Here is a 25,983-nt window from a genome sequence, read left to right on the forward strand (position 1 = left end):
GGATTACACCGGCATGTTCATGATGTCGCGATACGCGGACAGCAGCTTGTTGCGGACTTGCAGGGTGGTTTCGAAGCCGAGCGAGGCCTTCTGGCGCTCGATCATCACGCTGACGATGTCGTGCGTGTCGCCGCGTTCATAGGCTTCGCTGATCTGGCTCGCCTTCGACTGCTGGGCGTTGACCTGTTGCAGTGCGTTGTTGATCGCGGCACCGAAATCGGGCGCTCCCTCGGCGTTGGCACCGCCGCCGATGCCGCCCTGGCCCGCGGCGCGCTGCAACGCCTGGTTCTGATTGAGAATCGAACTGCGCATCTGCAGCAGCCGGCTCGGGTCAATCGCGCTCATTGCTTCTTCATCCGTCCTGATGCGCGGCGGTTTGCCGCACGCACAAAGAAGAATGCAAAGTATGTGCCAAATATTTTAATTACTTGTTTTCAATGGATTGATCGTAGCGTGATCGGCCCCGTGTAGGGTTTTGGCGTTTTTTTGACGCGGGCACTTAATCGCCTGTGCCCTGCGCCGTTACTGGTTTCGTGACCGCTCCTCGAGCCCTCACATTATGGGAATGGCCATCGAGGCCGGAAAGGAACAAGTAATGACCGTCATCAACACCAATGTGAGCGCGCTTCGCGCCCAGAATAACTCGCGTGTTGCCAACCAGATGCAGTCGCAGGCGATGGAACGCCTGTCGAGCGGCAAGCGCATCAACAGCGCCAAGGACGACGCAGCCGGCCTCGCCATCGCGACCCGCATGGACGCCAGCGCCCGCGGCCTGACGCAGGCGATCCGCAACGCCAACGACGGCATTTCGCTGGCGCAGACCGCCGACAGCGCCGCCGGCAGCATCGCGGACATCCTCGTTCGTATGCGTGACCTTGCGATGCAGGCTTCGACCGGCACGCTCGGCGACGACGACCGCACCGCGATCCAGACCGAAGTCACCGCGCTGATCGCGCAGATCGACGACGTTGCGGGCCGCACGACCTTCAACGGTACCGCGCTGCTCGACGGCACGGCCGATCTCGACATCCAGACCGGCCTCAACGACGGCGAAGTCGTGAACATCGTGATCGAAGACCTCCAGGCCGCCGGCCTCGGCGTCGACGGTCTCGACTTCTCGACCGCAGCTGGTGCTTCGGGTGCGCTCGCGACGCTCGACACCGCGATCCAGACGGTTGCCACCGAACGCGCCAACTTGGGTGCGCAGCAGAACCGCCTGAGCTCGGCTGTCGACAATTTGACGTCGACCGTCACGAATCTGTCGGAATCGAAGTCGCGCATCGAAGACGCCGATTTCTCGGTCGAATCGACGAACCTCGCGGCTGCCGGCATCCTGGCGCAGGCATCGACCGCGATGCTCGCTCAGGCGAACCAGAGCCAGCAGGGCGTGATGAACCTGCTTCGCTAAAATTCGCGAACGATATTCAGGCTATATTTGGTTGGTCCCTTAGATAGCCTGATCCGATGCCCCGGCCCCCACAGCCGGGGCATCATCTTTTTGATCTGCTCATAACCGAGCAGAGTCGGCACCGGCCCGCTCCCCCACCCAGCCTCCCTAGGTTACTATCGTCGGGTAGGCCGGGTAGGGAAGTGGGCCGGTGCCGTTGTCGACGTCGGTCGGCCGCGGCTAATGAAAATCCCGCGACTTGGGCAGGATGCGGACGTCACGCGGATGGCCGTGCTTTGCCGAATACCCGCGCGGCAACTGCGGATGCTTTACCTCGTCGGCGCGGCAGACGTCGGGTTCGAAACGCCAGTCGCTGCCCAGCGTGTCGAGCATTGCGGTGCGATCGACGATCTGCGTCGCCATCAGGTGGATCACGCCCTCCTTGCTCCGCTGGACCTCGCCCTCGGCGAGCATCAACCGTGACGCCATGACGGCACGGCGATAGCGTTCGAAGTGGCGCGCCCACAGCAGGATGTTGACGACCCCGCCCTCGTCCTCAAGCGTGATGAAGATCGCATTGCCCTTTCCGGGGCGCTGGCGGATCAGCACGACACCTGCAGTGCGGACGATCGATCCGTTCTTCGCGGCGGCGACCTGCGACGCGCTCAAAACACCTTCGCGCTCGAAATCGCGGCGCAGGAACGCCATCGGATGGCCTTTCAGCGACAGCCGCGTCGTCTGATAATCGGTCAGCACATGCTCAACCAGCGGCGTCGGCGGCAATGCGGCATCCTCTTCGGCGCCAAGCTCGTCGGTTTCGGCCGCCCCGAACAGCGGCAGCACGCCTTGCCGAACGCGCCTTGCATCCCACAGTGCCGGCCGCCGCTCGAGCCCCATCGACCGGCACGCATCGGCGTCGGCGAGCAGGCGCAGCGCGCGTGAGGGTAGATTGGCGCGGCGTGCGAGTTCCTCGATCGAGGCGAAGGGCGTGGCGCGCGCCGCAACGATCTGTGTCGCCCATTCCTCGCGGAACCCATCGACTTGCCGGAAGCCGAGCCGCAGCGCGAGATTGCCATCGTCCTTCCGCTCAAGGCTGTTGTCCCAATGGCTTGCATTCACATCGACCTCGCGCACCTCGACGCCATGCTCGCGCGCATCGCGCACGAGCTGCGCGGGGGCGTAGAAGCCCATCGGCTGCGAATTTAGGATGCCGCACGCGAAGACCGCGGGGTGGTAATGCTTGATCCATGAGGAGACATAGACGAGCCGCGCGAAGGACTGGGCATGGCTTTCGGGAAAGCCATAGCTGCCGAAGCCTTCGATCTGACTGTAGCAGCGTTGAGCGAAGCTACGCTCATATCCTCGTGCCACCATGCCTTCGACCATCTTTTCTTCGAAATTATCAATGGTACCGACATTGCGGAAGGTTGCCATGGCGCGCCGTAACCCGTTCGCTTCCTCGGGAGAGAAGTCTGCCGCAACCATTGCCAGCTTCATTGCCTGTTCCTGAAATAGCGGGACGCCGAAGGTGTCTCCTAGGACTTCACGCAGCTCATCTGGATCATGGGGAGGTGCAGGAGAAGGATATTCCACCTCTTCTTCCCCGTTACGCCGACGCAGATAGGGATGAACCATATCTCCCTCGATGGGGCCGGGGCGGACGATAGCAACCTGCACCACCAAATCGTAGAAGACTTTTGGTTTCAGTCGCGGCAACATGTTGATCTGTGCTCGGCTTTCAACCTGGAACACACCGATACTGTCGCCGCGCTGGAGCATTTTGTAGACGGCTTCGTCCTTGCAATCGATGTCCAACTCGAGCGTGTGGTCGCCTAGCCCATGCTCGCGCATCAGATCGTAACATTTGCGGATGCAGGTCAGCATGCCGAGAGCGAGCACATCGACCTTCATTAACCCGAGCGCGTCGATGTCGTCCTTATCCCATTCGATGAAAGTCCGCTTCTCCATCGCTGCATTGTGAATTGGGACCAACTCGTCGAGCCGCCCCTCGGTGAGCACAAAACCACCGACATGCTGGGACAGGTGGCGGGGGGCTTTGAGCAGTTCGCTGACAAAGCGATGCAAACGCTCGATCTCGCCATTATGCGGATTGAGTCCGGCCTCGACGAGGCGCTCGACCGGAACCTCATTGCCCCAGTTTCCCCAGCTCGTATCGGCAAGCCGCGCGGTGACATCCTCGCTTAGCCCCAGCGCCTTGCCTACCTCGCGGATCGTGCTGCGAGGGCGATAATGGATGACCGTCGCGGCAATCGCGGCGCGATCTTGACCATAGCGTTCATAAATATGTTGGATCACTTCTTCGCGCCGCTCATGCTCGAAGTCGACATCGATATCGGGAGGCTCGTCCCGTTCGGCCGAAATGAAACGCGAAAAAAGCAGCTTATGCTCGATGGGATCGACCGAGGTGACTCCGAGCAGAAAGCAGACGATCGAATTCGCTGCGGATCCGCGACCTTGGCAAAGAATGGGTGGCTTTTGGTTGCGGGCGAAGCGCACGAGGTCATGGACGGTCAGAAAATAATAGACATAGCTCCTCCTTCTGATCAGCCGAAGTTCGTTGCCAACCAAGGCACGGACCTTTGTAGGGAGGGGGGTGCCGTAGCGCTTCTCCGCCGCGGTCTTCACCAGATGATGGAGATAGTTGAAGGGCTTCCAGCCTGGCGGGACCGGTTCATGCGGATATTCGTATCGCAGGTCTTCGAGGTCGAACCGGATACGGGCGAGCAGCTTGGCGCTTTGCCCGATCGCTTTGGAATAGCCGTCGAAAAGCCGTTTCATCTCCGCGGGGGCCTTCAGATAGCGCTCGCCATTGGCGCGGAGCAGCTTGCCGGCCTTCGAGACCGTCGTACCTTCACGGATGCAGGTGATGATGTCGTGCAACGGGCGCTGTGCTTTGGTTGCGTACAGCGCGTCGTTGGTAGCCAGCAGCGGCACCCCGGTCGCTGTCGACAGGCGTTGGAGTTCGGCTAGTCGGCGCGCGTCTGCGCCTGATTGCGGCATCGTGGCTGCCAGCCAGACCGACTTGGGGCGCCGGCGCTTGAGGGTACGGAGCAATGCCTTGTCGCTTTCCATCGCGATGAGAAGCAGATCGTCGCAATGATCGAGCAGATCGCCCAGTTCGAGGATGCAGTCGCCCTTTTGCGCCCGCAAGTTTCCGGTTGAGAGAAGACGCGTCAGACGGCCCCAGCCTTCGCGATTGACGGGGTAAGCGACGATGTCGGGTGTACCGTCCGCGAAGGCGAGCCGGGCGCCGACGACAAGCTGGAAGCCTTCCACCATCTCAGGGTTCTTGACCTGTTGCTCCTTCAGGAACGCCCACGCCCGCACCACCCCCGCGACGCTGTTGCGGTCGGCGATGCCGATGCCTGTCATGCCGAGTGCGATTGCTTCCGCCACCATCTCGGCGGGATGCGAGGCGCCGCGCAAGAAGCTGTAATTGGTCGCGGCGACCAGTTCGGCGAAGCCGGATTCGGGGTCGGGATTGGCAAGCTCGCCGCTCATGCGAAGACCCCGTGGATATACCAGCGCGGGTCGGGCTTTTCGTCGTAGAGGCCGTGGCGGAAGAGCCAGAAGCGGCGGCCCTGCGCATCCTCGACACGGTAATAGTCGCGCGTCAGGCCGCCATTGTCGCGGCGCCGCCACCATTCGGCAGCGATGCGCTCGGGGCCTTCATAACGGCGCACCGCGTGCGCCTGCCGGCGCCAGCGGAACTGGTGTGGCGGACCGTCGGGCACCTCGGCGATCACCTCGATCGGCTGCGGCGGGTCGAAGAGGTGAAAGGGCCGCGTCGGCGGTTCGCCCGGTTCGGGCGTTTGCCAAGGTGAAGGCGTCGGCGCGTCGACCGCAGGTAGTTCGAGTTGCGCCTGTTCGGGAATATGCGTGTCGACGGGGCGGAGCCGCCGCACCCGGCCGCGGCCCAGCCGTGTCGCAAGGCGATCGGCGAGTTCGTCGATTGCGGCGTCCTTCACGGCACCACCTTCCAGCTTGAGCTGGCTTGCACCAAGCGCTTCGAGCCGCGGAACCGAAAGGCGGATCATGTCGAAACCGAAGCCGGGGTCGAGTGGGTCGGCAAGGCTGTCCATACGCTCGGCGAACAGGCGCATCACCAACCCCGTGTCGCGCGTCGGGTGGCCGGTTTCGATCGCGATGCTGCGCGCGAGGCCGTCGCTGCGAAAGAAGGTCGCGCGGAAATGACGTCCGCCCTTGCCGCGTTCGTTCAGGTCTTCGATCGCTTCGCTCACAAGTTCTGCGAGAACTTTGGTCGCATGCGCCGTACTGCCGAGCGGTTCGGCGAAGCGGCGTTCGGTGACCACCGGTGGCAGCGCGATGCGCGGGTCGAGCGGGCTGGGTGCATCCCCGAGCAGGCGGCGCAGCGCCATCGCGGCGTCGGTACCGAAGCGTGCGGCGATATTCGCCATCGGGCGACTCGCGAGATCGCCGATGCTCTTCAGTCCTGCACGAACGAGCGCGGTCGTCGCTTCGGCTTCGAGTTCGAGCGCGGCGACGGGCAGGCGGCGGACCGCTTGCGCTTCATCGGCGGCGGGGCGCGTCTGGTAGCGCGCGAGCGCGCGTGCGGCGTGGGCGGTCGGACCAAGGGCATGGCGCAAACTTATGCCGAGCTGTGCGAGGCGCATTTCGGCATCGGCCACGAGGTCGGCTTCGCCGCCGTACAGATGCTCGGTTCCTGCGATGTCGAGGATCAGTCCGTCGGGCGCGTCGAGCGCGACAAGGGGAGAATAGCGTGCGCAGCCCTGCGCGAGCCGGTCGAGCCACTCTTGGTCGAGCACAGGGTCGTGCGGAACGACGGCCAGCTCGCCGACCTGCGCACGGGCATCGGCGAGCGGCATGCCGGGGCGCAATCCGATCGCCAGCGCCGCCGCGTCGACGCTCGCGATCCGCATTGCGCCGCGCTGCTTTTCCGCGAAGACGAGCGGGGCGTCAGGCGGCCGCGGCGCCGTGCGAAGCCACCGCTCTGTGGGCAGGAAGGGGAAGAAGAGCGCCAGATAGCGCCGTTTCGCCAGGGATTGACCCGAAGCATTTTTCGTCATGGTTCCAGTCCAGTCGCCAGCGTGTCCCGGCAGGCCCGCCGCGCCAGCGCAGCAGTTCGAGGTCGAAGGCAGGCGTACCGGGGGCGTTTGCTTCGAGGGCGTGCGAGGCGGCGGCGGCGACATTCCAGCGCGTCTCGGCGACGCTTGGCGTCGGTGCGGCGTTCAGCCGGAGCATCAGCAATGTGGTGCCTGCATCGCGCGCGCCGAGAGTGAGGCGGCGTCCGGCGGTGAGGTCTAGCAAAGGGAATTTGCCCCAGCTTTCGACGATCACCGCCGCCGACCCCGCACAGCGGATCGCGTCATTCGCGCAGGCGAGCAGCATTTTCGGATCGGCGGCCTCGACGATCAGCAGCCGGTCGGGGTCGCCGCCGAGTTCGGCAATACCGGGGGCATAGATATGTCCGGTGCGTTTGCCGGCATCGGTGGTGCGCAGCCAGATCAGCGGCGCTTTGCCCGGCGTGCGGAGCGCGACAAGCGCGGCAAAAGCCGCGGCGCTCGTCGCGTCGAGCGCGTCGGCGGCGAAAAATTCATGGGTGCGCCCGACTGCGAGTCCCCCTCCGAGCGCGGCGTCGAAACGCGCGTCGCCGCTTCCCAGCCAGCCCTCAGCCGGGCGGCTTTCGAAACCGCCATCGGCGGTCATCCGGGCGATGCTCTGGCGCAGCCCGGCGAGTATGGGAGACGAATCGCGCATCATTTGTTCCTGATATGTTCTATTAGCGCCTTGGGGGTGACGCTTGTCAAGAAGGGTCAGGAAATGGTGCGGATAGAGTGGGTTAGCGAGCTGCCGATTCGGTTCCCGCGCCGCTGTCGCCGCCGAGCGCCCGGAACAGGGCGATTCGCGTCTGGGCAAGCAGAAGCTGCGTCCCGATCTCGCTCCGCCGCGCCGAATAGAGGCTGCGCTGGGCATCGAGGCTGGAGAGGAAGCTGTCGACGCCGCCCTTGTACCGTGCATCGGTGAGCGTTGCGGTATCGGCAGCGGCCGAGCTGTTCGCCGCAGCGGCGCGCACGCGTTCGGATATCGTTCCCTGCACCGCAAGCGCGTCGGCGACCTCGCGGAACGCGGTCTGGATCGCGCCTTCATAGCCTGCGAGCGCGGCGTCGCGCTGCGCTTCGCTGACCGCGACGCCCGCGCGGCGGCCGCCGGCGTCGAAGATCGTCGCCGTCGCATCGCCGCCCGCCGACCAGCTGAACGAGCCGCTGTCGAACAGGCTCGAGAGCGCATTGCTCGCAAAGCCGAGCAGTCCAGTAAGCGAGATCGACGGGAAGAGCCGCGCGCGCGCGACGCCGATATCGGCATTGGCGGCGCGCAGGCCATATTCGGCCTCGATCACATCGGGGCGGCGCAGCAGGATTTCCGAGCTGACCCCGGCGGGCAGCGAGACGATCGACGTCGTCACCTCGGTCAGGCTTGCGGGCAAGAACGCGCGGTCGATATCCCCGCCGACGAGCAGGCGGATCAGATTCTCGTCCTGCGCGAGCGCGGTTCTCTGCTGCGCGATCGAATCCTCGGCCGTTGCGAGAATCTGTTCGGCCTGTCTGAGGTCGGTGCGCGGTGCGACGCCGCCGTCGAGGCGGGCCCTGGTCAGCCGGACATTTTCGCGTGCATTGGCGGCGGTGTCCTCAGCGATTTTCAGCAGGTCGCGGTCGGCGCCATAGCTCGCCCATGCGTCGGCGAGGTTGGCGATCAGTGCGAGCCGCACCGTGCGCGAGGCCGCCTCGGTGCCGAGCGCGCGGTTGCGATCGGCCTCGGTCGCATTGGCAAGGCGGCCGAACAGGTCGAGTTCGAAAGCTGTAATACCGCCGCGGAGCGAAAAATCGCCGCTGCCGTTCCCGCTTCCGCTCGAATCCGAATAGCCCGCGCCAGCATTGATCCCGAGTTCGGGGAATTGCCCCGATCGCGTAACGCGAACCTGCGCGCGCGCCGCGGCGACATTGGCATAGGCAACGCGGAGGTCGCGGTTGTTCGCGAGCGCCCGATCGGTCAGCGCCTGCAGCCGCGGGTCGGTGAAGACATTTTTGTACGAGAGGATCGGCAACGCCGTCTCGCTCTGCAACAGATAGGCGTCGCCGACTGGCCAGCTTTGCGGGACGGGCGTCGCGGGTAGCACCGTTTTCGGAGCGAGCGAACAACCCGCCAGCGCGAGCGTGCTTATCATCAGCAGGGAAGGGACGCGGATCATGCCGGAATCTCCGCAACGCCTTCATTGCCGTCTTTTTTCTTGCCGAAGCGCGCCCGCATCGCGGCGAGGCCATCGCGCACGCCGCGGCGGACGAGCACGAAGAAGAGCGGGATGAAGAAGATTGCGAGGAAGGCGGCGGTGAGCATGCCGCCGATGACCGAAGTGCCGATCGCGACGCGGCTGTTCGCGCCCGCGCCGGTCGCGATCGCGAGCGGCAGCACGCCGAAGATGAAGGCGAAGCTTGTCATCAGGATCGGGCGCAGGCGGATGCGCGCCGCGGCGATCGCCGCCTCGATCACGCGCTTGCCCTTGCGTTCTTCCTGCTCGGCGAATTCGATCATCAGGATCGCATTCTTTGCTGCGAGCCCCATCGTCGTGAGCAGGCCGATCTGGAGATAGACGTCATTTTCCAGCCCGCGCAAATTCACGGCGAACACTGCGCCGATCAGGCCAAGGGGGATGACGAGGATCACCGCGAGGGGAACCGACCAGCTTTCATAGAGCGCCGCGAGACAGAGAAAGACGACGAGCAACGACAGGCCATAAAGTAGTGGCGCCTGCCCGGAGGAGAGGCGTTCCTGATAGGATGAGCCTGACCAGGCGACGCTGGTTCCGGGAATTTCCCCTGCCATCCGTTCCATCTCGTCCATCGCTTCGCCCGAACTGGTGCCCGGCGAGGGCTGGCCCGAGATTTCGAATGCGGGCACCCCCTGAAAGCGCGAACTGCTGCTTGGGGTCGTCGACCAGCCGGTCTTGGCAAAAGCAGAGAAAGGCGACATCTCGCCATCGGCCGAGCGGACAAACCATTGGCCAAGATCTTCCGGACGCGCGCGAAAGGGAGCGTCGCCCTGGACATAGACGCGCTTGACGCGCCCCTTGTCGATGAAGTCGTTGACGTAACGGCCGCCCCATGCGGTCGCGAGTGTTGAATTCACATCGGCATTGTTAATGCCATAGGCGGTCAGCCGCTGCGTATCGACGTCGATCTTCAGCGTGGCGACGTCGGGAAGGTCGGAGAGCCGTACCGACGTGAGCTTGGGATTTTCATTCGCCATCGCAAGCAGCCTGTCGCGCGCATCGGCGAACTCGGCGCGGCTCATCCCGCCGCGGTTCTGGAACTGCATCGTAAAGCCCGACGAATCGCCCAGGCCGCGCACCGCACCGGGTACGAGCGCAAAAATCTGGGCATCGCGAAGGCCGCTCAGTGCCTTGCGCGCGCGTTCGGCGATCGCGTCGGCGGTATTTTCCTTGCCCGGTCGATTGTCCCAATGGGTGAGGTTGACGAAGCCTTGGCCGGTATTCTGCCCCGCCGCCGCGCCGCCGCCGCCGCCCGCGATCAGGAACAGCGCCTGCGTGTTCGCCTTTTCCGACGTCAGCATATATTTTTCGATCGCGTCGCGCACTTCGAGCGTGCGGCCCTGCGTCGCGCCTGCGGGCAGGCGGAACTGGACCTGTACGCGCCCCTGATCCTCATTGGGCAGGAAGCCACTCGGCAGACGGAGGAAGAGGAAGGCGAGCGCCACGAGCAGGATCGCGTAAATACCGAGGAACAGCCATTTGCGGTCAACGACTTTGGTGACGCTGCCGACATAGCGTTCGACCATATGGTCGAAACGGGTGTTGAAGCCGTTCTTGGCGCGTTCGAAAAAGGCATAGACGCGCGGGAAGCGGCCACTTTCCGTGGATGTGTCGCTATGATTCTTCGGCTTGAGCAGGGTCGAGGTGAGTGCTGGGCTCAGGATCAGGGCGACGAGCACCGACAGCGCCATCGCGGAGACGATGGTGACCGAGAATTGGCGATAGATGACGCCGGTCGACCCGCCGAAGAAAGCCATCGGCATGAACACAGCCGACAGCACGAGCGCGATGGCGATCAGCGCGACCTGCAGTTCCTGCATCGACTGGATCGTCGCCTCGCGCGCCGACATGCCGGGATTTTCTTCCATCAATCGCTCGACATTCTCGACCACGACGATCGCATCGTCGACGAGCAGGCCGATCGCGAGCGTCAGCCCGAACAGAGTGAGCGTGTTGATGCTGAATCCCAGCATATAGAAGATCGCGAACGTGCCGAGCAGCACGACGGGAACCGCGATCGCGGGGATCAGCACCGCGCGCCAGCTCTGCAGAAAGACGAACATGACCAGAATGACGAGCAGGATGGCTTCGAACAGCGACTTCTGAACTTCGCTGACCGACAGCTTGATGAATTCGGTCGAATCGTTCGCGTAGCTGTAGGTCAGGCCGTCGGGGAAATCGGCCGCGAGTTCTCTCATGCGCGCCTTGACCCGGTCGGCGGTCTCGAGCGCGTCCGATCCCGGTGACAGCGAGATCGACATGCCCGCGCCCGGATGGCCGTTGATCCGGCTGACGACGGCATAGCTTTCGGCCCCGATCTCGACGCGCGCGACATCCTTGATCCGCACCGTCGACCCGTCGGGCAGCGTCTTCAGCACGATATTTTCGAACTCGGGCACCGTCTGCATCCGCGATTGCGCGGTGACGGTCGCATTGAGCATCTGCCCCTGCGGCGACGGCAGGCCGCCGACGTCACCCGCGGCCACTTCGCTGTTCTGTGCGGTGATCGCCGAAATCACGTCGCTCGGCATCAGCGACACCGCTGCGAGCCGCTGCGGGTTGAGCCAGATGCGCATCGCGTGCGGCGCGCCGAAGATATTGACCTCACCAACCCCTTCGACGCGCGACAGCGGATCCTGGATGTTCGACGCCATATAGTCGGACACGTCCTGGTTCACGCGCGTGTCGGTCGAGTCATAAACGCCGACGAGCAGCAGCGTGTCCGAGTTCGATTTGGTGACGCGAATGCCTTGCGCCTGCACCTGTTGCGGCAACCGAGAGACCGCCGACTGGATCTTGTTCTGGACCTGCACCTGCGCGATGTCGGGATCGGTGCCCTTTTCGAAGATCGCAGTGATATTCGCCTGCCCTCGCGAACTCGACTGCGAGCTGAAATAGAGCAGGCCGTCGATCCCCGTCAGCTGCTGTTCGAGTACCTGCGTGACGCTGTTCTCGATCGTCTCGGCCGATGCACCCGGATAGGTCGCGCGGATATTGACCTGTGCCGGGGCGATGTCGGGATATTGTTCGATCGGCAGGGCGAACAGCGCCCCGATGCCGCCCAGCATGACGATGATCGCCAGCACCCAGGCAAAGATCGGCCGGTTGATGAAAAGGCGCGACATCGCCTGTTACTTGCCCTTCGCTTCGGCGCCATCGCCCTTGGGGGCGCCGACGCGCTGCACGCTATTCGCCGGGACCGGACGGATCGGCGCACCCTGGCGCAGATTGCCGATGCCCTGCGTGATGACGCGCTCACCGGGTTTCAGCCCGTCGGTGACGACCCAATTGGCGCCCGAGGTGCGATCGGCGACGATCTTGCGCCGCGCCGCCTTATTGTCCTTGCCGACGAGATAGACGAAGGCCGATCCGTCGAAATCGCGCTGCACCGCAGCTTGCGGCAGCAGGATCGCCGCCGGATTTACCGCCTGATCGAACAGCGCGGTCACGAACATGCCGGGCAGCAATATGCCTTTCGGATTGGGAAAGCGTGCGCGCAATGTCACGGTGCCTGTCGCCTCACTCACCGTAATGTCTGAAAACTCGACGGTCCCGGCAAAGGGATAGGCGCTGCCATCCTCAAGGCGCAGCCGGACGGACGTGCTGCCCGCGGTCACCCCGCCGCTTTCGATCGCCTGTCGCAGCGTTGTGAGCTCGGCGCTCGACTGCTGCATATCGACAAACATCGGGTCGGTCTGCTGGATCACAGCAAGCGGGGTCGCCTGACTGGCGCTGACGAGCCCGCCGGGTGTAACGAGGCTGCGCCCGATCCGGCCGCTGATCGGTGCGGTGATCGTCGCGAACCGCAGGTTGATGCGTGCCGTTTCGAGCGCGGCGCCGTTTTGCGCGACCGCGGCGCGCGCCATTCGGGCCTGCGCAAGTGCATCGGTATAATCCTGCTCGGCGACCGCCTGCATCTTTGCGAGCGGTTCGAGTCGCCTTGCGCGCTCTTCGGCCGCCTGTGCGCTTGCGCGCGCGCTGGCCAGATTGGCCGCGGCCTGATCGACCCCGGCCTGATAGAGGCTCGCGTCGATCTGATAGAGCGGCTGGCCGGCGCGGACGAAAGCGCCTTCGGTGAAAAGGCGGCGGCGGATCAGGCCGTTTACCTGGGGGCGCACTTCGCTCGTCTCGAACGCGACGGTGCGTGCGCCGAGCGACGAGGTCACGGGCACCGGCTCGACCTTGACGGTGACATAGCCGACTTCGGGCGCGCCGCGGCCGCCCTTCTCTTCTTCCGCAGAGCAGGCGGCCAACGACAGGGCGATGACGCACAGCGCTCCGGCGCGGAGCAGCGGCCTCTTGTCCAGCATAAAGGTCAATCTCGTTTCGGGTCCGCAGCGGAAAGGGGGGTTTTGCGCCTATTCAGCCCATTGCCCCCCTGCTGGCAAGTGCAATGGGCGCGATGAGACAATTTGCGACACTTTTTCCGTCGCCTCCGCCCGATCGGATCGCGAGCTAAAGTTGTCATACCACTCGGGTAGTTGTCATACAATTATCACTTGACAGAAGCTTGCCAGTTCCCGCATCATTCGTGACACCGGTTACCAGTTCCGGGCAACGAAACAGAAATGAGGAGGCGGGCGATCGCGCCGAAAAGGAGCGGTCGGCAGGCGCCACCTCCGTGGGAAATCATGGGCGACCGGACATGGTCCGGCGCCGGGTGGGAGGATGAAAATGGCTATTCAGGCGAGGCGGGGCATCCGGGCATTGGCGAGATTGGCGGGCGGCGCATCGCTCGCGGCGCTGGCTATGTCGCCGGCATATGCGCAGGATACGGCGGCTCCGGCGGACGAGGATGCGATCGTCGTCACCGGTATCCGCGCCTCGCTCGAGCGTGCCGCCGATATCAAGCGCGAAGCCGGGCAGGTGATGGACGTGATCACCGCCGAAGATGTCGGCAAACTTCCCGATGCGAATGTCGCCGAAGCGCTCCAGCGCGTCACCGGCGTCCAGATCACTCGCGTCTTTGGCGAAGGCCAGTCCGTCTCGGTGCGCGGGCTTCAGCAGGTCCGTGTCGAGGTCGACGGCCGCACGCTGCTCGGCTGGTCGGCGCGCCTGTCGCCACCCGAAAATGACCAGCTCGGGCGCTCGTCGGGACTCGATTCGGTGCCGTCGGGCCTGTTCGGCCGGCTTGAGGTTCGCAAATCGCCGGTTGCGAGCGACGCCGAAGGAGGCCTTGGAGGCACAGTCAATCTCGTCACGCCCAAGCCCCTGTCGTTCAAGGAGGCGACGATCTCGGTCCGCGCGCAGGGAACCTATTCGGAAAATTCGGACAAGTTCGAACCCGCGATCACCGGCTTTGCAACGACGAAATTCGCCGACGGTCGCATCGGCGTCATGCTTGCGGGCGAATATCAGAAGCGCACTTCGAGCACCCAGACGTTCGAACGCAACAATTTCCTCAACCGCACCTACACGGGTACAGGCGGGGGCGCGATCCCGACCCCCACGTTACTGCAATATGAGCAATTCACGGTCGACCGCTCACGCCTCGGCCTCAACGGCGCGATCCAGTTCGAGGTAACGCCTGAATTCACCATCACTGCCGACGCGCTCTATTCGAAGCTCAAGACCGGGCGCCGTCAGGATTTCTTTGCCTTCCGCCTACCCACAGGCGCGAACCCCGTCACCAATCGCGTCGTCGAGGATGGCATGGTCGTCGCGGGCAACGCCAACGGCACCGTCACCACCGCGGGGCAGATCCGCAACGAGCCGACCGAAAGCTTCCTCTATGGCCTCAACGGCAAATATGAGGGCGACAATGGGCTGACGATCGAGGCCGACGGCTATTACAGCAAGGGTACGATCGACCAGACGATCCAGATCATCACATTGCAGGGCACCGCGCTTGTCCCCGGCGCCTTTGATTTTCGCGATACGAAGGTTCCGTCGCTGACGCTGGGTGGAACCTTCGATCCGACCAATTATGATTCCTATAATCCGGCGACCAACGGCGTGCGCAGCAACCGCTTGATCGGCCTGCTAGAGGAATGGACGGGCAAGCTCGATGTCAGCTACGAAACCGGCGGCGGCGTGACGATCGCGGCCGGAGTGCGCTATACGGACCTTCACGCCCGCTCGAATGCGTTCCGCAGCCAGGTCACCCCGACCCGCAGTGAGATCGAGCCGTTTTTGAAACCGATCAGTGGCTTCGTGCCAGATATCGCCGGCAATTTTCCGCGCGATTTCCTCAGCCTGTCGCCGACTTATGATTATATTTTCAACCGCGCACAGGCGGCGGAGCCCAATCCCGATCCGAACGGTCGCTCGACCTTGCTGCCCAATCTCCAGCGCGATTATGACTTCAGTGAAAAGACGCTCGCGGGTTATCTGATGGTGTCGGGCGAGGGCGAGATCGCGGGTATTCCATACAAGGCGAACGCCGGCGTCCGCATCGCCGCGACGCGCTTGTCAGTCGATTCCTATGTCAATGTCGGCACCGTCAGCACGCTGCGCAACGACAAGAACCGCTATACGAACATATTGCCCAGCGCGAATATCGCCTTCAACGTCACCGACGATTTCCTGATCCGCGTATCGGGGTCGCAGACGATGCAGCGCGCGTCGATCGCGGACCTCGCGCCTTCGACCTTCTTCAACGCGACCAACCTGTCGGTGACCGGTGGCAACGTGAATCTGGAACCGCCGATCTCGACGCAGGCCGATGTCAGCTTCGAATATTATACGGGCAAGAGCTCGCTGATCTCGGGCGCCGTCTTCTACAAGGACGTCAAGAATTTCATCGCGAGCTTCGTCACCACGGGCATCGACACCACGCTTGATCCGCAGGGTCGCGAGTTGACCTTCTCACGCCCCGAAAATCTGTCGAGCGCGAAGATAAAGGGGTTCGAAATCGGCATCCAGCAGTTCTTCGATTTCCTGCCCTCGCCGCTCGACGGCTTCGGCGTGATCGCGAACTACACCTATTCGGATTCGGAAGACAGCGCGGGCTTCCCGCTCGTCGCGATGTCGAAGAACAGCTACAATCTTGTCGGCCTGTATGAGAAGGGCCCCTTCTCGGCGCGCATCGCCTATAACTACCGCGACGAGGCAGTGTTCGAATTCTCCGAAGGGCGCCCGAGCTTCGTCGGTTCGCGCTCACAGCTCGATGCGCAGGTCGGACTCGACATCACGAAGAATATCGCGTTGTCGCTGCAGGCGCAGAATCTGATGCCGAAAAAATCGGCTACGACCGAATATAGCAATTTCAACACGACGGCGCTCAACAGCTACGCCTTGTCCGAGCGGCGTTTCTCGGTCGGCGTGCGCGCTAAGTTTTAGAATGAGGTCCCCGGCATGACGGTGCGGGTCGCTCGCCGTCATGCCAAACGGGCCGCAGGGAGTGTATTGGATTATGATTTTGGGTGGTCGGCGCGCGCGCCTAGTATCGGTTCTGGCGCTTGGCGCGGTGATGACGCTTCCGGTTCAGGCGCAACCGGCAAAATTGCCCAAGATCCTGTCGGATCCCAAGACAGTGGCGGCCAACCCGTTGCCCGATTTCAGCTATGCCGGCTATGGTTTCGGGCTTGCGCCGATCCCCGCCGACGTGGGTACGATCATCGATGTGACCGACCACGGCGCGATCCCCGACGACGGCCTCGACGATACGAAAGCTGTGCTGCGCGCGCTCGCCGCTGCAAACGCCGTGAAGGGCAAGGTCACACTACGCTTTCCCAAGGGACGGACGCAGATTACCGAAGTGCTCCGCATAACGCGCAGCAACATCGTCCTCGACGGTGCGGGCAACGGGCCGGGCGGCAGCGAGCTCTGGTTCCCGCGCCCGCTGAAGCTCATCGACAAAAGCCACGATTATGACGAGCTGCGCGAATATCTGGTGCGCGAGAAGAAGCAGCAGGTCGAGTCCGAGCATAATATTGATTATCTCTTTACCGAATATAGCTGGGCGGGCGGGATGATCCTCGTTGCGCCCGAAAAGAGCCGGCCGGTCTCTTACGACGGCGCCAAGGATGTCCGCGACCCGGTGCTTGCGAACGGCGTGTCGGGTAAACAGTTCGCGCGCACCCTGACGGTCGATAATGCGGCAAAGCTCAAGGTCGGTGACGTCGTGCAACTGCAATGGTTTTCGGTCGACGGACCGAAGAGCCGGATATTGAAATCGCTCTATGGCGACACCGACCTGCCGATCGGTTCGCACCATTGGACATCACCGAACCGGCCGGTCGTCGTGCAGGCTACGCGTGTCATCGCGGTGCGTGGCAAGACGATGACGCTCGGCGATCCGCTGCTCCACGATGTACGAGCCGACCAGCCCGCGGTGATCGCCGACTGGAAGCATCTGACGAACGTCGGTATCCAGAATCTGCGGCTGCAATTCCCCAAGGCGCCCGCCTTCGGTCACCATCTAGAACAGGGCTATAACGGCATCTATATGACTGGCGTGTTCGACGGCTGGGTCAGGAAGCTGACGATCGACCGGTCGGACAGCGGCATTCTCACCGACAATGCCGCGAGCCTGACGATCGCCGATGTGACCACGACAGGTGACCGCCGCGCGCATTATTCGGTGCATGTCGGGGCGGTGCACAATGTGCTCGTCAAGGATCTGAAGGTCGAGAATCCGGTGGTCCATCCGGTCAGCATCAACACGCGCTCGACGCGTTCGGTGTTCCTGCGTTCGGTCATCGACCGCGACGCGATCATCGACCAGCACAGCGGATCGAACCACCAGAATCTGTTCGATGCGATCGAGATGCATATCGATCCGAAGCAGGGCAAGGATGGCTGGCAATACCAGCTCTGGGTTGGCGGCGGAGCACCCTATTGGAAGCCGGGGCACGGTCTTTACAACACGCTGTGGAACGCGAAGCTGATCATGCCGGACAGCGTACCCGCCGATGCGACGGTCGCGATCACCAGCGGCCTCGAAGGACCGGGCGAGCGGATCGTCGGCCTCCACGCGAACCGCAAGATCAGTGTCAGCTATAATCCCGCACCCTATATCGAGTTGACCGGGCAGGCGATCGATGCGGCGCCGTCGCTTTACGAATATCAGCTCGCGCGTCGGCGGCGCTGAAAGTTAGCTTGCCGGCGGCGCGGCAACCGATTGCCGTTCGACGAAGGTCGAGGGGAGCATATTGCTCTCGTCGTCACCGCCCTTGGCGCCGGGGCCGAGGAAGTCGGGAACGAGCGTCTGCGCGGCGCGGATTCCCATTTCGCGGATCGGCCAGCGTACTGTACTCAGCGCGGGCCAGATATGCGTCGCGGTCGGGCTGTCGTCGAAACCGATGATCGACAATTCGCCGGGCACCTTGATGCCCTTGCCATGCGCGACGCTCATCACGCCCGCCGCCATCTCGTCGTTCGAGCAGAAGACCGCCGTCGGCGGTGCGGACAACGAGAGCAGGGCTTCGCCCGCCTCGATCCCCGCGGTATAGCGGTAGTTGCCCGGCGCATAGAGTTCGGCGGGCAGGTCGAGGCCCGCCTCGGTGAGCGCCTCGCGGAAGCCCTCTTCGCGTTCGGCGGCCGAGCGGAAGCCGACAGGGCCGCGTACGAAGCCGATGCGGCGGTGACCAAGCGCGATCAGTCCGCGTACCGCTTCGGAAACCACCTCGCGGTCGTTCGACGAAATGCAATGTTTCGCATCGTCGATCCGTGCGGACCCGATACGGACATAGCGCACGCCCAGATCCTCGCAGAGCGCGGCAAGATCGTCATTTTCCGAAATTGGCGGCAACAGCATCGCGCCGATCGGGCGCTGCTTTTCGAGGAAGATGCGAACATCGTCGAGCATCTTGTCCGAGCCGCGATCGACCGGACGGACGAGCAGCGCAAGGTCGCTGTCCTTGATCGCGTCGAGCACACCCCGCTGAAAGTTCAGCACGGTCTGCGCGTTCGGATTGTCGTGCAGCAAGGCGATCAGGAAGTTGCGGCGAAAGGCGAGCGCGCGCGCCTGCGGATTGGGTACGAACCCCAGCTGTTCAATCGCCTTTTCGACCGCCGCGCGCGTCTTGTCGGTCAAGAATTCGGACCGGTTTATCACCCGGCTCACGGTCTTTTTCGAAACCCCCGCAAGCGCCGCGACGTCATTGATCGTCGGTTGCTTGCCCCCCGGCCCCTTATTCTGTGCCGCCATATTCTGTCTTTCCTCTGCAAACCTCTGGTCCGGCTCGCGCTTTCGATGCTGATGGGCGCTCGGAACTGTAAAATCAACCGCTCGGCGGGGGCGCCAACACCTCTTGACACCGGTTACCATCAAATCTAGCAAGACGACAAGCCAGAAATATCCAGCGAGGATGCCATCATGTTTTCCAAGACCTATTACGCCACCCATCCCGTGATGATGGAGGAGGTGTCGAATGCGGAGCTTCGTGATCGTTATCTGATCCAGAACCTGTTCCGTACCGGCGAATGCGTCCTCAACTATACTCACGCTGATCGCTTCGTGATTGGCGGGGTTGCCGTCGGTTCGGCACCGGTCAAGCTTCCCGCGCAGAGCGAGCCGCCGTCGGCAGCAGGGCATCCGTTTCTCGAGCGCCGCGAACTTGCGATCGTCAACGTCTCGTCGGTCGAGGGCACGGTCACCGTCGATGGCGAGAGCTTCACGCTCGGCAACAAGGATTGCCTCTATGTGACGATGGGCGCGAAGGACGTCGAGTTCGCGGGCGCAGGCGCGCGCTATTATCTGGCGTCATGCCCGGCGCACAAGGCGTTCACGACGCGCAAGCTCGGCATCGCCGACGCCAATGCACTTGATCGCGGCAGCCTTGCCGAGTCGAACGAGCGCACGATCTTCCAGCTCGTCATTCCCGGTGTCTGCGACAGCGCGCAGCTCGTCATGGGCCTCACCGTGCTCAAGGAAGGCAGCGTCTGGAATACGATGCCCCCGCACATCCACGAGCGTCGCAGCGAGATTTATTTCTATTTCGAACTCGACAATCTCGATAGCGACCGCGTGATGCATTTCATGGGCGAAGGCGAAGCCACCCGCCACATTGTGATGCAGAATGAGGAAGCGGTGATCTCGCCGCCCTGGTCGATCCACATGGGCGCGGGCACCAAATCCTATGCCTTCATCTGGGCGATGGCGGGCGAGAATCAGGATTATACCGACATGAACGTCCTCGACATCTGTCAGCTGTCGTAATGGCGGGCCCGTTCGATCTTTCGGGCAAGGTCGCGCTTGTTACCGGCGCCAACACCGGAATCGGGCAGGGGATTGCGGTCGCGCTCGCCGAAGCGGGCGCCGACATCGCTGCGGCGGGCCGCTCGGCGGCCGACGAGACCGTCGGCAAGGTGCGCGGCCTCGGCCGTAGGGCCGAGAATTTCGCCGCCGACCTGTCGAGCGTCGGCGCGGTGCAGCCGCTCGTCGACGCGGTGCTCGCCGAGTTCGGGCGCATCGACATCCTCGTCAACAATGCCGGCATCATCCGCCGCGCCGACGCGGTCGATTTCACCGAGGCCGACTGGGACGCGGTAATGGACACCAATCTCAAGACGCTCTTCTTCCTCTGTCAGTCGGTCGGCAGGCATATGATCGCACGCGGTTCGGGCAAGATCATCAACATCGCCTCGATGCTGACCTTTCAGGGCGGCATCCGCGTGCCGAGCTATACCGCGTCGAAATCGGGCGTCGGCGGGCTTACCAAGCTGCTCGCGAACGAATGGGCGGCAAAGGGGGTTCAGGTCAATGCGATCGCGCCCGGCTATATCGCGACGAACAACACTGCCGCGCTGCAGGGCGACGAGACGCGCAACCGCCAGATCATGGAGCGCATCCCTGCGGGACGCTGGGGCGACCCGAGCGACATCGGCGGCGCGGCGGTCTTCCTCGCCTCGTCGGCGTCGGACTATGTGCAGGGCCATATTCTCGCCGTCGACGGCGGCTGGCTCGCGCGCTAGCGTCGGACGATGACCGGCCGCCTTGTCTTTTTCGGCGAACTGCTGATCCGCCTGACCGCGCCGGGCAACGAACTGCTGATGCAGTCGCCTTCGCTGGCACTCCATGTCGGCGGTGCCGAAGCGAATGTTGCCATCGGTCTCGCGCACCTCGGCCATGATTGCGCGATGGTTGGCAAGATACCCCCGAATGCTCTGGGTCGCGGAGCAGTGGCGGCGGTGCGCGGCGCAGGCGTCGATTGCACCGCCGTCACCCCTTCTCCGGGACGCATGGGACTCTATTTTCTCAGCGTCGGGGCAGGACTCCGCGCCTCCGAGATCGTTTACGACCGCGCGGGATCGAGCTTCGCTGCGACCGGGCCTGATGATTATGACTTCGACCGTCTACTGGCTGGCGCCGGCCTGCTTCACCTGTCGGGCATTACCCCCGCGCTCGGGCCACGCTCGGCCGAAGCCGCGCTTGCGGCGGCGCGCGCGGCGAAACGGCTCGGCGTGCCCGTCAGCTTCGACGGCAATTACCGTGCGATGCTGTGGGAGGCATGGGACAGCGATCCGCGCGCGACCCTGTCCGAACTGATCGGCATTGCTGACATATTGTTCGGCAATCACCGCGATCTCTCACTTGTGCTGGGCAAGGAATTCAGCGGCGAGGGCGAAGACCGGCGACGCGAGGCGGCCGAAGCCGGCTTTGCCGCCTTCCCGAGCCTCAAGCTGATCGCCTCGACCGCGCGGCATACGGTCACCGCCGATCATCACCGCATCGCCGCGCGTGTCGACCTTCGCGATAGTTGCCATCAGACCGACGAGATCGACGTCACCGGCATCGTCGACCGTATCGGTGCGGGTGACGCTTTCGCTGCGGGCGTGCTTCACGCGCATCTGGGCGGCGGGGATGCGCGCGCAATGGCTGAATCGGGCCTCGCGCTGACGTGTCTCAAACATTCGCTGCCGGGCGACGCCAGCCGCTTCGGACAGGGGGATATCGACGCCTTCCACAGCGGCGGGCTTGATGTCCGGCGCTGACCCGATCGGCCGGCGCGGGCTTCTGGCAACTGCCGGCAGTTCGCTTCTCCTTTCCGCCTTCGCACGGGCCGAGGTCTTCACGCCGGTCCAACATATCGGGGGGGTGAGTGCCTCCGACGGCGCCTATCGTTCGGGTATTTATCGCAGCTTCGGCGACGCCCGGTCGTGGGCTTTTACAGGCATCCGCTATGGTCGGGCCGAGCGTTTCCGGGCGCCCGCCGCGGTGACGAAGGCCGAGCAACTCCGGGGTGACGTCTTTGGTCCTGCCTGCCCCCAAACGGGCAGACGCTATCAGCCGCAGGACGAGGACTGTCTGTTCCTCAATGTCTGGACGCCCGACATTGAAAAGCCCGCCAAACGCCCGGTCATGGTCTATTTTCACGGCGGTGCCTATTCGACCGGCAGCGTAACCGATCCGGTCAACGACGGGGCCGTGTTGGCTGCGCGCGGCGATGTCGTCGTGGTGACGGTCAACCATCGGCTGAACGCATTCGGCTATCTTTACCTCGCCGCGCTCGACCCGCGTTTTCCCGACAGCGGCAACGCGGGTCAACTCGACCTGATTGTCGCGCTCAGATGGGTGCAGCGGAACATCGCAGCCTTCGGAGGCGACCCCGCCAATGTTACCGTATTCGGCCAGTCGGGAGGCGGCGCGAAGATCGCAACGCTGATGGCGATGCCGGAAGCGAAGGATCTGTTCCACAAGGCGATCACGATGAGCGGGCAGCAGGTCACCGCCTCGGGTCCGCTCAATGCGACCAGGCGTGCGCAGGCGTTTCTCGACAAACTCGGCAAAGACGTCGACCCCGTAACCGCACCGGTCGAGCAAATCGTCGCTGCGCTCTCGGCGACCGATCCGATTCTCGGCGGCGGCGTCTATATGGGGCCGGTGCTCGACATGACGCATCTCGTGCGCCACCCCTTCTGGCCCGACGCGGCGCCGCAGTCACTCGAACTTCCAATGATGCTCGGCAACACGGTGATGGAGACGCGCGCCTTCTACGCACCCGACGGCAAGCAGCTTGCGGGATTGAGCTTCGACAATCTCGCGGCCCGGATCGCGCCGGAAATGCGCATCGACATCGAACCGTCGTGGGTCGTGAGCCAGTTCCGCGGCCGCTATCCCGAAGCGGCGCCGCTCGATCTGTTCCATCGCATCGTCACATCGGCGCGAAGCTGGCGAGGGCAGGTCGAGGAGGCTGATGCGCGTGCGCGCGCCGGCCATCCGGGCTTCGTCTATCAGCTCGATTTCGAGGCCGCTAAACATGCCGACGATATTGCGCTCGGTTTCGGAACAGTGCCCGATCCAACCGCCGCGCAGCAGGCGATGAGCGATCGCGTGATGGATGCCTTCGTCCGCTTTGCGCGCACCGGCAATCCCGGCTGGCCGGCCTATGATCTGGCCAAGCGCCAGACGATGATCTTCGATATGGTCAGCCGCGTCGAACAAGATCCGCGCCGGTGGGAGCGCGAGCTGTTCGCGCGCGTACCCTATATCCAGCCGGGCAGTTAGACGATCTTGTGCGAGCCGAGCCAATTCCACAGCAGCTCGGGCCAGATTGCAACGGGTAGCCCCGCGGTCTTCATCAGCCCGAAACCATGCGCGCCGCGCTCAAAGAAATGTGCCTCGACCGGAGCCCCCACGGCACGCGTCGCTTCGCGCAGGCGCACGCTATTGTCGACCTTTACGACGCTGTCGTCCTCGGCATGCAGCAGCCAGAGCGGCGGTTGGTCGGCGCGCGTGTTGCGTTCGGGCGAATAGAGTGCCTCACGCGCGGCGTCGGGGTTTGCACCGATCAGTTTCTCGCGGCTAACGGCATGGGCGATGGCGGGATCCATCGACACGACCGGATAGATGGCGGCCAGCGCATCGGGACGCGCGGATAGCGTATCGGCGGCGTCGATCGGCGCATAGGCTTTGGCGTCGAAGCGCGTGAGCAGGCTCGTCGCGACTTGTCCACCCGCCGAGAAGCCGCCGAAGACGACGCGCGCCGGATCGATGCCGTCCGTTCCCGCGCGTCTGCGTACCAGCCGTACCGCGCGCTGCGCATCGGCGAGCGGCACGTCGGCGCCGTTCGTCCAGCCGTCGCCGGGCAGGCGATAGAAGAGAACGTAGACGGTGACCCCGCGATCACGCAGCCATCGCGCCAGCTCATAGCCTTCCTTGTCGACCACGACATAGCGATAGCCGCCGCCGGGCGCGAGAATGACCGCCGCGCCATTGGGCTTTGCTGGCCGGAAAATGTCGAGCCGCGGACGGCTGATTCTCTCCAGCATCCGGTCGCTGGCGTTCGGGTCGTCGCTGCGCTGGACGACCTGTTCGATCAGGCCGGGCGGCGGGGTGATATGGCCTTCCGGCCAGAGTGCGGCGCTCGTATCGGGTGCCATGCCGGCCGGGCGCGTCCATACTTCCTTCGCTGCCGCGGTGCTCGCGATCGGCAGCACCAGGCTCGCTGTCAGCAACGTGCGGCGGTTGAAAGTCATTTGCCTGGAGCCTTGTTCGGATAGGCGATGATCAGCACCAGCGGTTCGCTGCCGGTCTGGCGGATGCCGACCTTCGCGCCGGTATAGAGCCATGCAGCCGTGCCGGCCTTCAATTCCTTCTCCTCGCCGTCTGAATGGACGACGCCTGTGCCCGACAGGACATAATAAATCTCGTCATGGTCGATCGGATGGACCCCGATAGCCGCGCCGACGTGCAGCGCGCGTTTGCGGAATTCGAAACTACGCGGCGCGGGGACCGAATCGCTGATCCGGTATGCCGTCGACATGCCGATCGCGCCGTGCGGTGGCGCTTCTTCGCGCGTCGTCGCTGCCTCGTCGATCACGACCATCGCAGGAGCTGCGACACCACTGAGCAACAGAGCGAGAAGCGCGCTCATTTCACATTTCCGCGCGAATCGATATCGCGCACCGACAGATGCTCCTGCGGCATCGGGGCCGTCTGCGCCGGATAAGTCCCCGATCTTGGTTCCATCGTCGCGATATCCCAGTCGGCCTCGACGAACGGCGCGCGCACCGGCGGAGCGACCTTCGGATAAGCGCTGACCTGTTTTTCGTCGTCGATGATGCCGCCACGGCCTTCGGCGATGAAGAAGAGGATACGAATCTCCTCGGCATCGCGCGCCCATGGCCGCGCACCGGCGGAGCCCAGCAGCGAGGTTTCGACGTCGCGAACCGGCAGGATGCGATAGCCCCCGATCGGCGCGAGCGGCGCCTTCGCGCGGATCAGCTTGGCCTGCGTTTCGCCATAGCGACCGAATTCGGGCAGCGGCTGGCCGTGGCGATCGACGGCCAGATTGTCCTTGCCATAATAATCGAGATCGCCGTCCCCGCCCAGCATCAGGAAAGGCAGCCCCTCGTCGGTGCTATTGCCGCCGCGCATGACGTTGCCGATCGCGGTAATCTGTCCGGTGACATAGGGATGCCCGACCCATTCGAGGTTCATCAGATTATAATGCACCGCGCGGTGGCCGGGGTCGTAGATCAGATTGTTGATCATCAGCGCCTGCGCTCCGCCCTTGATCAACGGGCTCCGCTCGACATTGTGCGCCCAGACGTTGCGGTAAAAGACGATGCCGGTGGCATTGTCGTGGATCAGCGATCCTTTGCTGTGCTCGCCCTTCGGATGGCTCGCATCGGCGAGGCCTTCGGCGGCAAGATTGTTCGAGAAGGTGACATTCTTGCTCGTCCCCTCGCGCCATTCGGCGACGCTGTTGCCGGTGAAGCGGGGTCCCGATGCCGACATATTTTCGTCGATTGCCCACAGGAAGGTGCAATGATCGACGATGATATTGTGCGCTCCGACGGTTGAGAAGGCGTCCGCCTCCCATCCGCTGCGCTTTGGCTGGCCGTCGACTCCCGTATAGACGCGTATATGCCGCATCACCACGTCGTGGGTTTTCACGTCGATGCCGGTGCGGATCAGCGTGATGCCGGGTCCGGGCGCGGTTTGCCCGGCGATCGTCAGATAGGGATGTTTGATTTCGATCGTCTCGCGGCCCATATCGATCACGCCGCCGACTTCGAACACGACGATGCGCGGCCCCGGCGTTTCGATTGCCGCCTTCAGAGACCCCGGCCCGTCGGGCGCGAGCGTCGTCACACGCAATATCTGTCCGCCGCGTCCGCCCGGAGTCTGCCCCGCCGGACCGACCGCGCCAAGGAAGGCGAGCGGGGCGGGATCGGCCGCCAGCGCCGAGCCAGCCGACAGGCTAAAGGCCAGAAAAAGCGCGGTTATCCAAAGCTTTTTGGGCATCCTGTCTCTCCTCATCTTTGGGGTATTGACATGTTCGTCGCAATCCGCAATCTTTCTGACACCGGTTACCCCAATCGGTCAACGAGAAAATATTTCCAAGGGAGAGGGTCTGATCGGGTTCATCGCGCCAAG

18 protein-coding genes are annotated in these 25,983 nt (G+C 63.7%); 7 read left to right on the plus strand and 11 right to left on the minus strand.

The window, feature by feature from the left end; all coding sequences use genetic code 11:
• Positions 1-3 precede the first annotated feature (3 nt).
• Complete coding sequence (fliE, locus tag BLW56_RS08430; protein ID WP_093510092.1) at positions 4-345, minus strand: flagellar hook-basal body complex protein FliE; 342 nt, start codon at positions 343-345, stop codon at positions 4-6.
• A gap of 250 nt (positions 346-595) precedes the next feature.
• Here fliE and BLW56_RS08435 point away from each other — a divergent pair, with 250 nt between their 5' ends.
• Positions 596-1,408 (plus strand): flagellin N-terminal helical domain-containing protein, encoded by an 813-nt coding sequence (locus BLW56_RS08435; protein ID WP_093510865.1) that lies wholly within the window; start codon positions 596-598, stop codon positions 1,406-1,408.
• 219 nt (positions 1,409-1,627) lie between these two features.
• Here BLW56_RS08435 and BLW56_RS08440 read toward each other — a convergent pair whose 3' ends face one another.
• The 6 genes from BLW56_RS08440 to BLW56_RS08465 all read right to left on the minus strand — a co-directional run bounded on the left by BLW56_RS08440 (position 1,628) and on the right by BLW56_RS08465 (position 13,024).
• Entirely contained in the window at positions 1,628-4,909 is a 3,282-nt protein-coding gene (locus BLW56_RS08440; protein WP_093510093.1) for an error-prone DNA polymerase, read from the minus strand.
• The gene (locus BLW56_RS08445) at positions 4,906-6,456 is read right to left on the minus strand and encodes a Y-family DNA polymerase (RefSeq protein WP_093510094.1); all 1,551 of its coding nucleotides are present in this window, start codon (positions 6,454-6,456) and stop codon (positions 4,906-4,908) included. Before BLW56_RS08445 ends, BLW56_RS08440 begins: the two co-directional genes overlap by 4 nt.
• The gene (locus BLW56_RS08450) at positions 6,347-7,147 is read right to left on the minus strand and encodes an ImuA family protein (protein ID WP_093510866.1); all 801 of its coding nucleotides are present in this window, start codon (positions 7,145-7,147) and stop codon (positions 6,347-6,349) included. Before BLW56_RS08450 ends, BLW56_RS08445 begins: the two co-directional genes overlap by 110 nt.
• A gap of 82 nt (positions 7,148-7,229) precedes the next feature.
• Complete coding sequence (locus BLW56_RS08455) at positions 7,230-8,636, minus strand: efflux transporter outer membrane subunit (protein ID WP_093510095.1); 1,407 nt, start codon at positions 8,634-8,636, stop codon at positions 7,230-7,232.
• Positions 8,633-11,839: an efflux RND transporter permease subunit gene (locus tag BLW56_RS08460; protein WP_093510096.1), complete on the minus strand. Its 3,207-nt coding sequence runs from the start codon at positions 11,837-11,839 to the stop codon at positions 8,633-8,635. Before BLW56_RS08460 ends, BLW56_RS08455 begins: the two co-directional genes overlap by 4 nt.
• A gap of 6 nt (positions 11,840-11,845) precedes the next feature.
• Complete coding sequence (locus BLW56_RS08465) at positions 11,846-13,024, minus strand: efflux RND transporter periplasmic adaptor subunit (RefSeq protein ID WP_177175880.1); 1,179 nt, start codon at positions 13,022-13,024, stop codon at positions 11,846-11,848.
• A gap of 364 nt (positions 13,025-13,388) precedes the next feature.
• Between BLW56_RS08465 and BLW56_RS08470 the strand changes: the two genes are divergently transcribed.
• Positions 13,389-15,995: a TonB-dependent receptor gene (locus BLW56_RS08470; RefSeq protein WP_177175881.1), complete on the plus strand. Its 2,607-nt coding sequence runs from the start codon at positions 13,389-13,391 to the stop codon at positions 15,993-15,995.
• 73 nt (positions 15,996-16,068) lie between these two features.
• Entirely contained in the window at positions 16,069-17,748 is a 1,680-nt protein-coding gene (locus BLW56_RS08475; protein WP_143043415.1) for a hypothetical protein, read from the plus strand.
• Positions 17,749-17,751: 3 nt separating this feature from the next.
• Here BLW56_RS08475 and BLW56_RS08480 read toward each other — a convergent pair whose 3' ends face one another.
• Positions 17,752-18,807, minus strand: a complete 1,056-nt coding sequence (locus BLW56_RS08480) for a LacI family DNA-binding transcriptional regulator (protein WP_093510099.1) — start codon at positions 18,805-18,807, stop codon at positions 17,752-17,754.
• Between the two features lie 168 nt (positions 18,808-18,975).
• Between BLW56_RS08480 and kduI the strand changes: the two genes are divergently transcribed.
• The 4 genes from kduI to BLW56_RS08500 are packed head-to-tail and all read left to right on the plus strand — an operon-like array spanning position 18,976 to position 23,106.
• Positions 18,976-19,818, plus strand: a complete 843-nt coding sequence (gene kduI / locus BLW56_RS08485; RefSeq protein ID WP_093510100.1) for a 5-dehydro-4-deoxy-D-glucuronate isomerase — start codon at positions 18,976-18,978, stop codon at positions 19,816-19,818.
• A complete protein-coding gene (gene kduD / locus BLW56_RS08490; RefSeq protein WP_093510101.1) occupies positions 19,818-20,573 on the plus strand; it encodes a 2-dehydro-3-deoxy-D-gluconate 5-dehydrogenase KduD in 756 nt (251 codons plus the stop codon). The genes kduI and kduD overlap by 1 nt, the downstream gene beginning before the upstream one ends.
• 9 nt (positions 20,574-20,582) lie before the next feature.
• Positions 20,583-21,593, plus strand: coding sequence for a sugar kinase (locus BLW56_RS08495; RefSeq protein WP_093510102.1), 1,011 nt, complete (start codon positions 20,583-20,585; stop codon positions 21,591-21,593).
• Entirely contained in the window at positions 21,580-23,106 is a 1,527-nt protein-coding gene (locus BLW56_RS08500) for a carboxylesterase/lipase family protein (RefSeq protein ID WP_177175882.1), read from the plus strand. The genes BLW56_RS08495 and BLW56_RS08500 overlap by 14 nt, the downstream gene beginning before the upstream one ends.
• On the opposite strand, the gene BLW56_RS08505 is transcribed toward BLW56_RS08500, so the two are convergent.
• The 3 genes from BLW56_RS08505 to BLW56_RS08515 are packed head-to-tail and all read right to left on the minus strand — an operon-like array spanning position 23,103 to position 25,851.
• Positions 23,103-24,077 (minus strand): alpha/beta hydrolase, encoded by a 975-nt coding sequence (locus BLW56_RS08505; protein ID WP_093510103.1) that lies wholly within the window; start codon positions 24,075-24,077, stop codon positions 23,103-23,105. The genes BLW56_RS08500 and BLW56_RS08505 overlap by 4 nt on opposite strands.
• Positions 24,074-24,475 (minus strand): cupin domain-containing protein, encoded by a 402-nt coding sequence (locus BLW56_RS08510; RefSeq protein WP_093510104.1) that lies wholly within the window; start codon positions 24,473-24,475, stop codon positions 24,074-24,076. The genes BLW56_RS08505 and BLW56_RS08510 overlap by 4 nt, the downstream gene beginning before the upstream one ends.
• A complete protein-coding gene (locus BLW56_RS08515) occupies positions 24,472-25,851 on the minus strand; it encodes a pectate lyase family protein (protein ID WP_093510105.1) in 1,380 nt (459 codons plus the stop codon). Before BLW56_RS08515 ends, BLW56_RS08510 begins: the two co-directional genes overlap by 4 nt.
• Positions 25,852-25,983: the final 132 nt, after the last annotated feature.

This window comes from Sphingopyxis sp. YR583 (genome assembly GCF_900108295.1).
Lineage (GTDB): Bacteria > Pseudomonadota > Alphaproteobacteria > Sphingomonadales > Sphingomonadaceae > Sphingopyxis.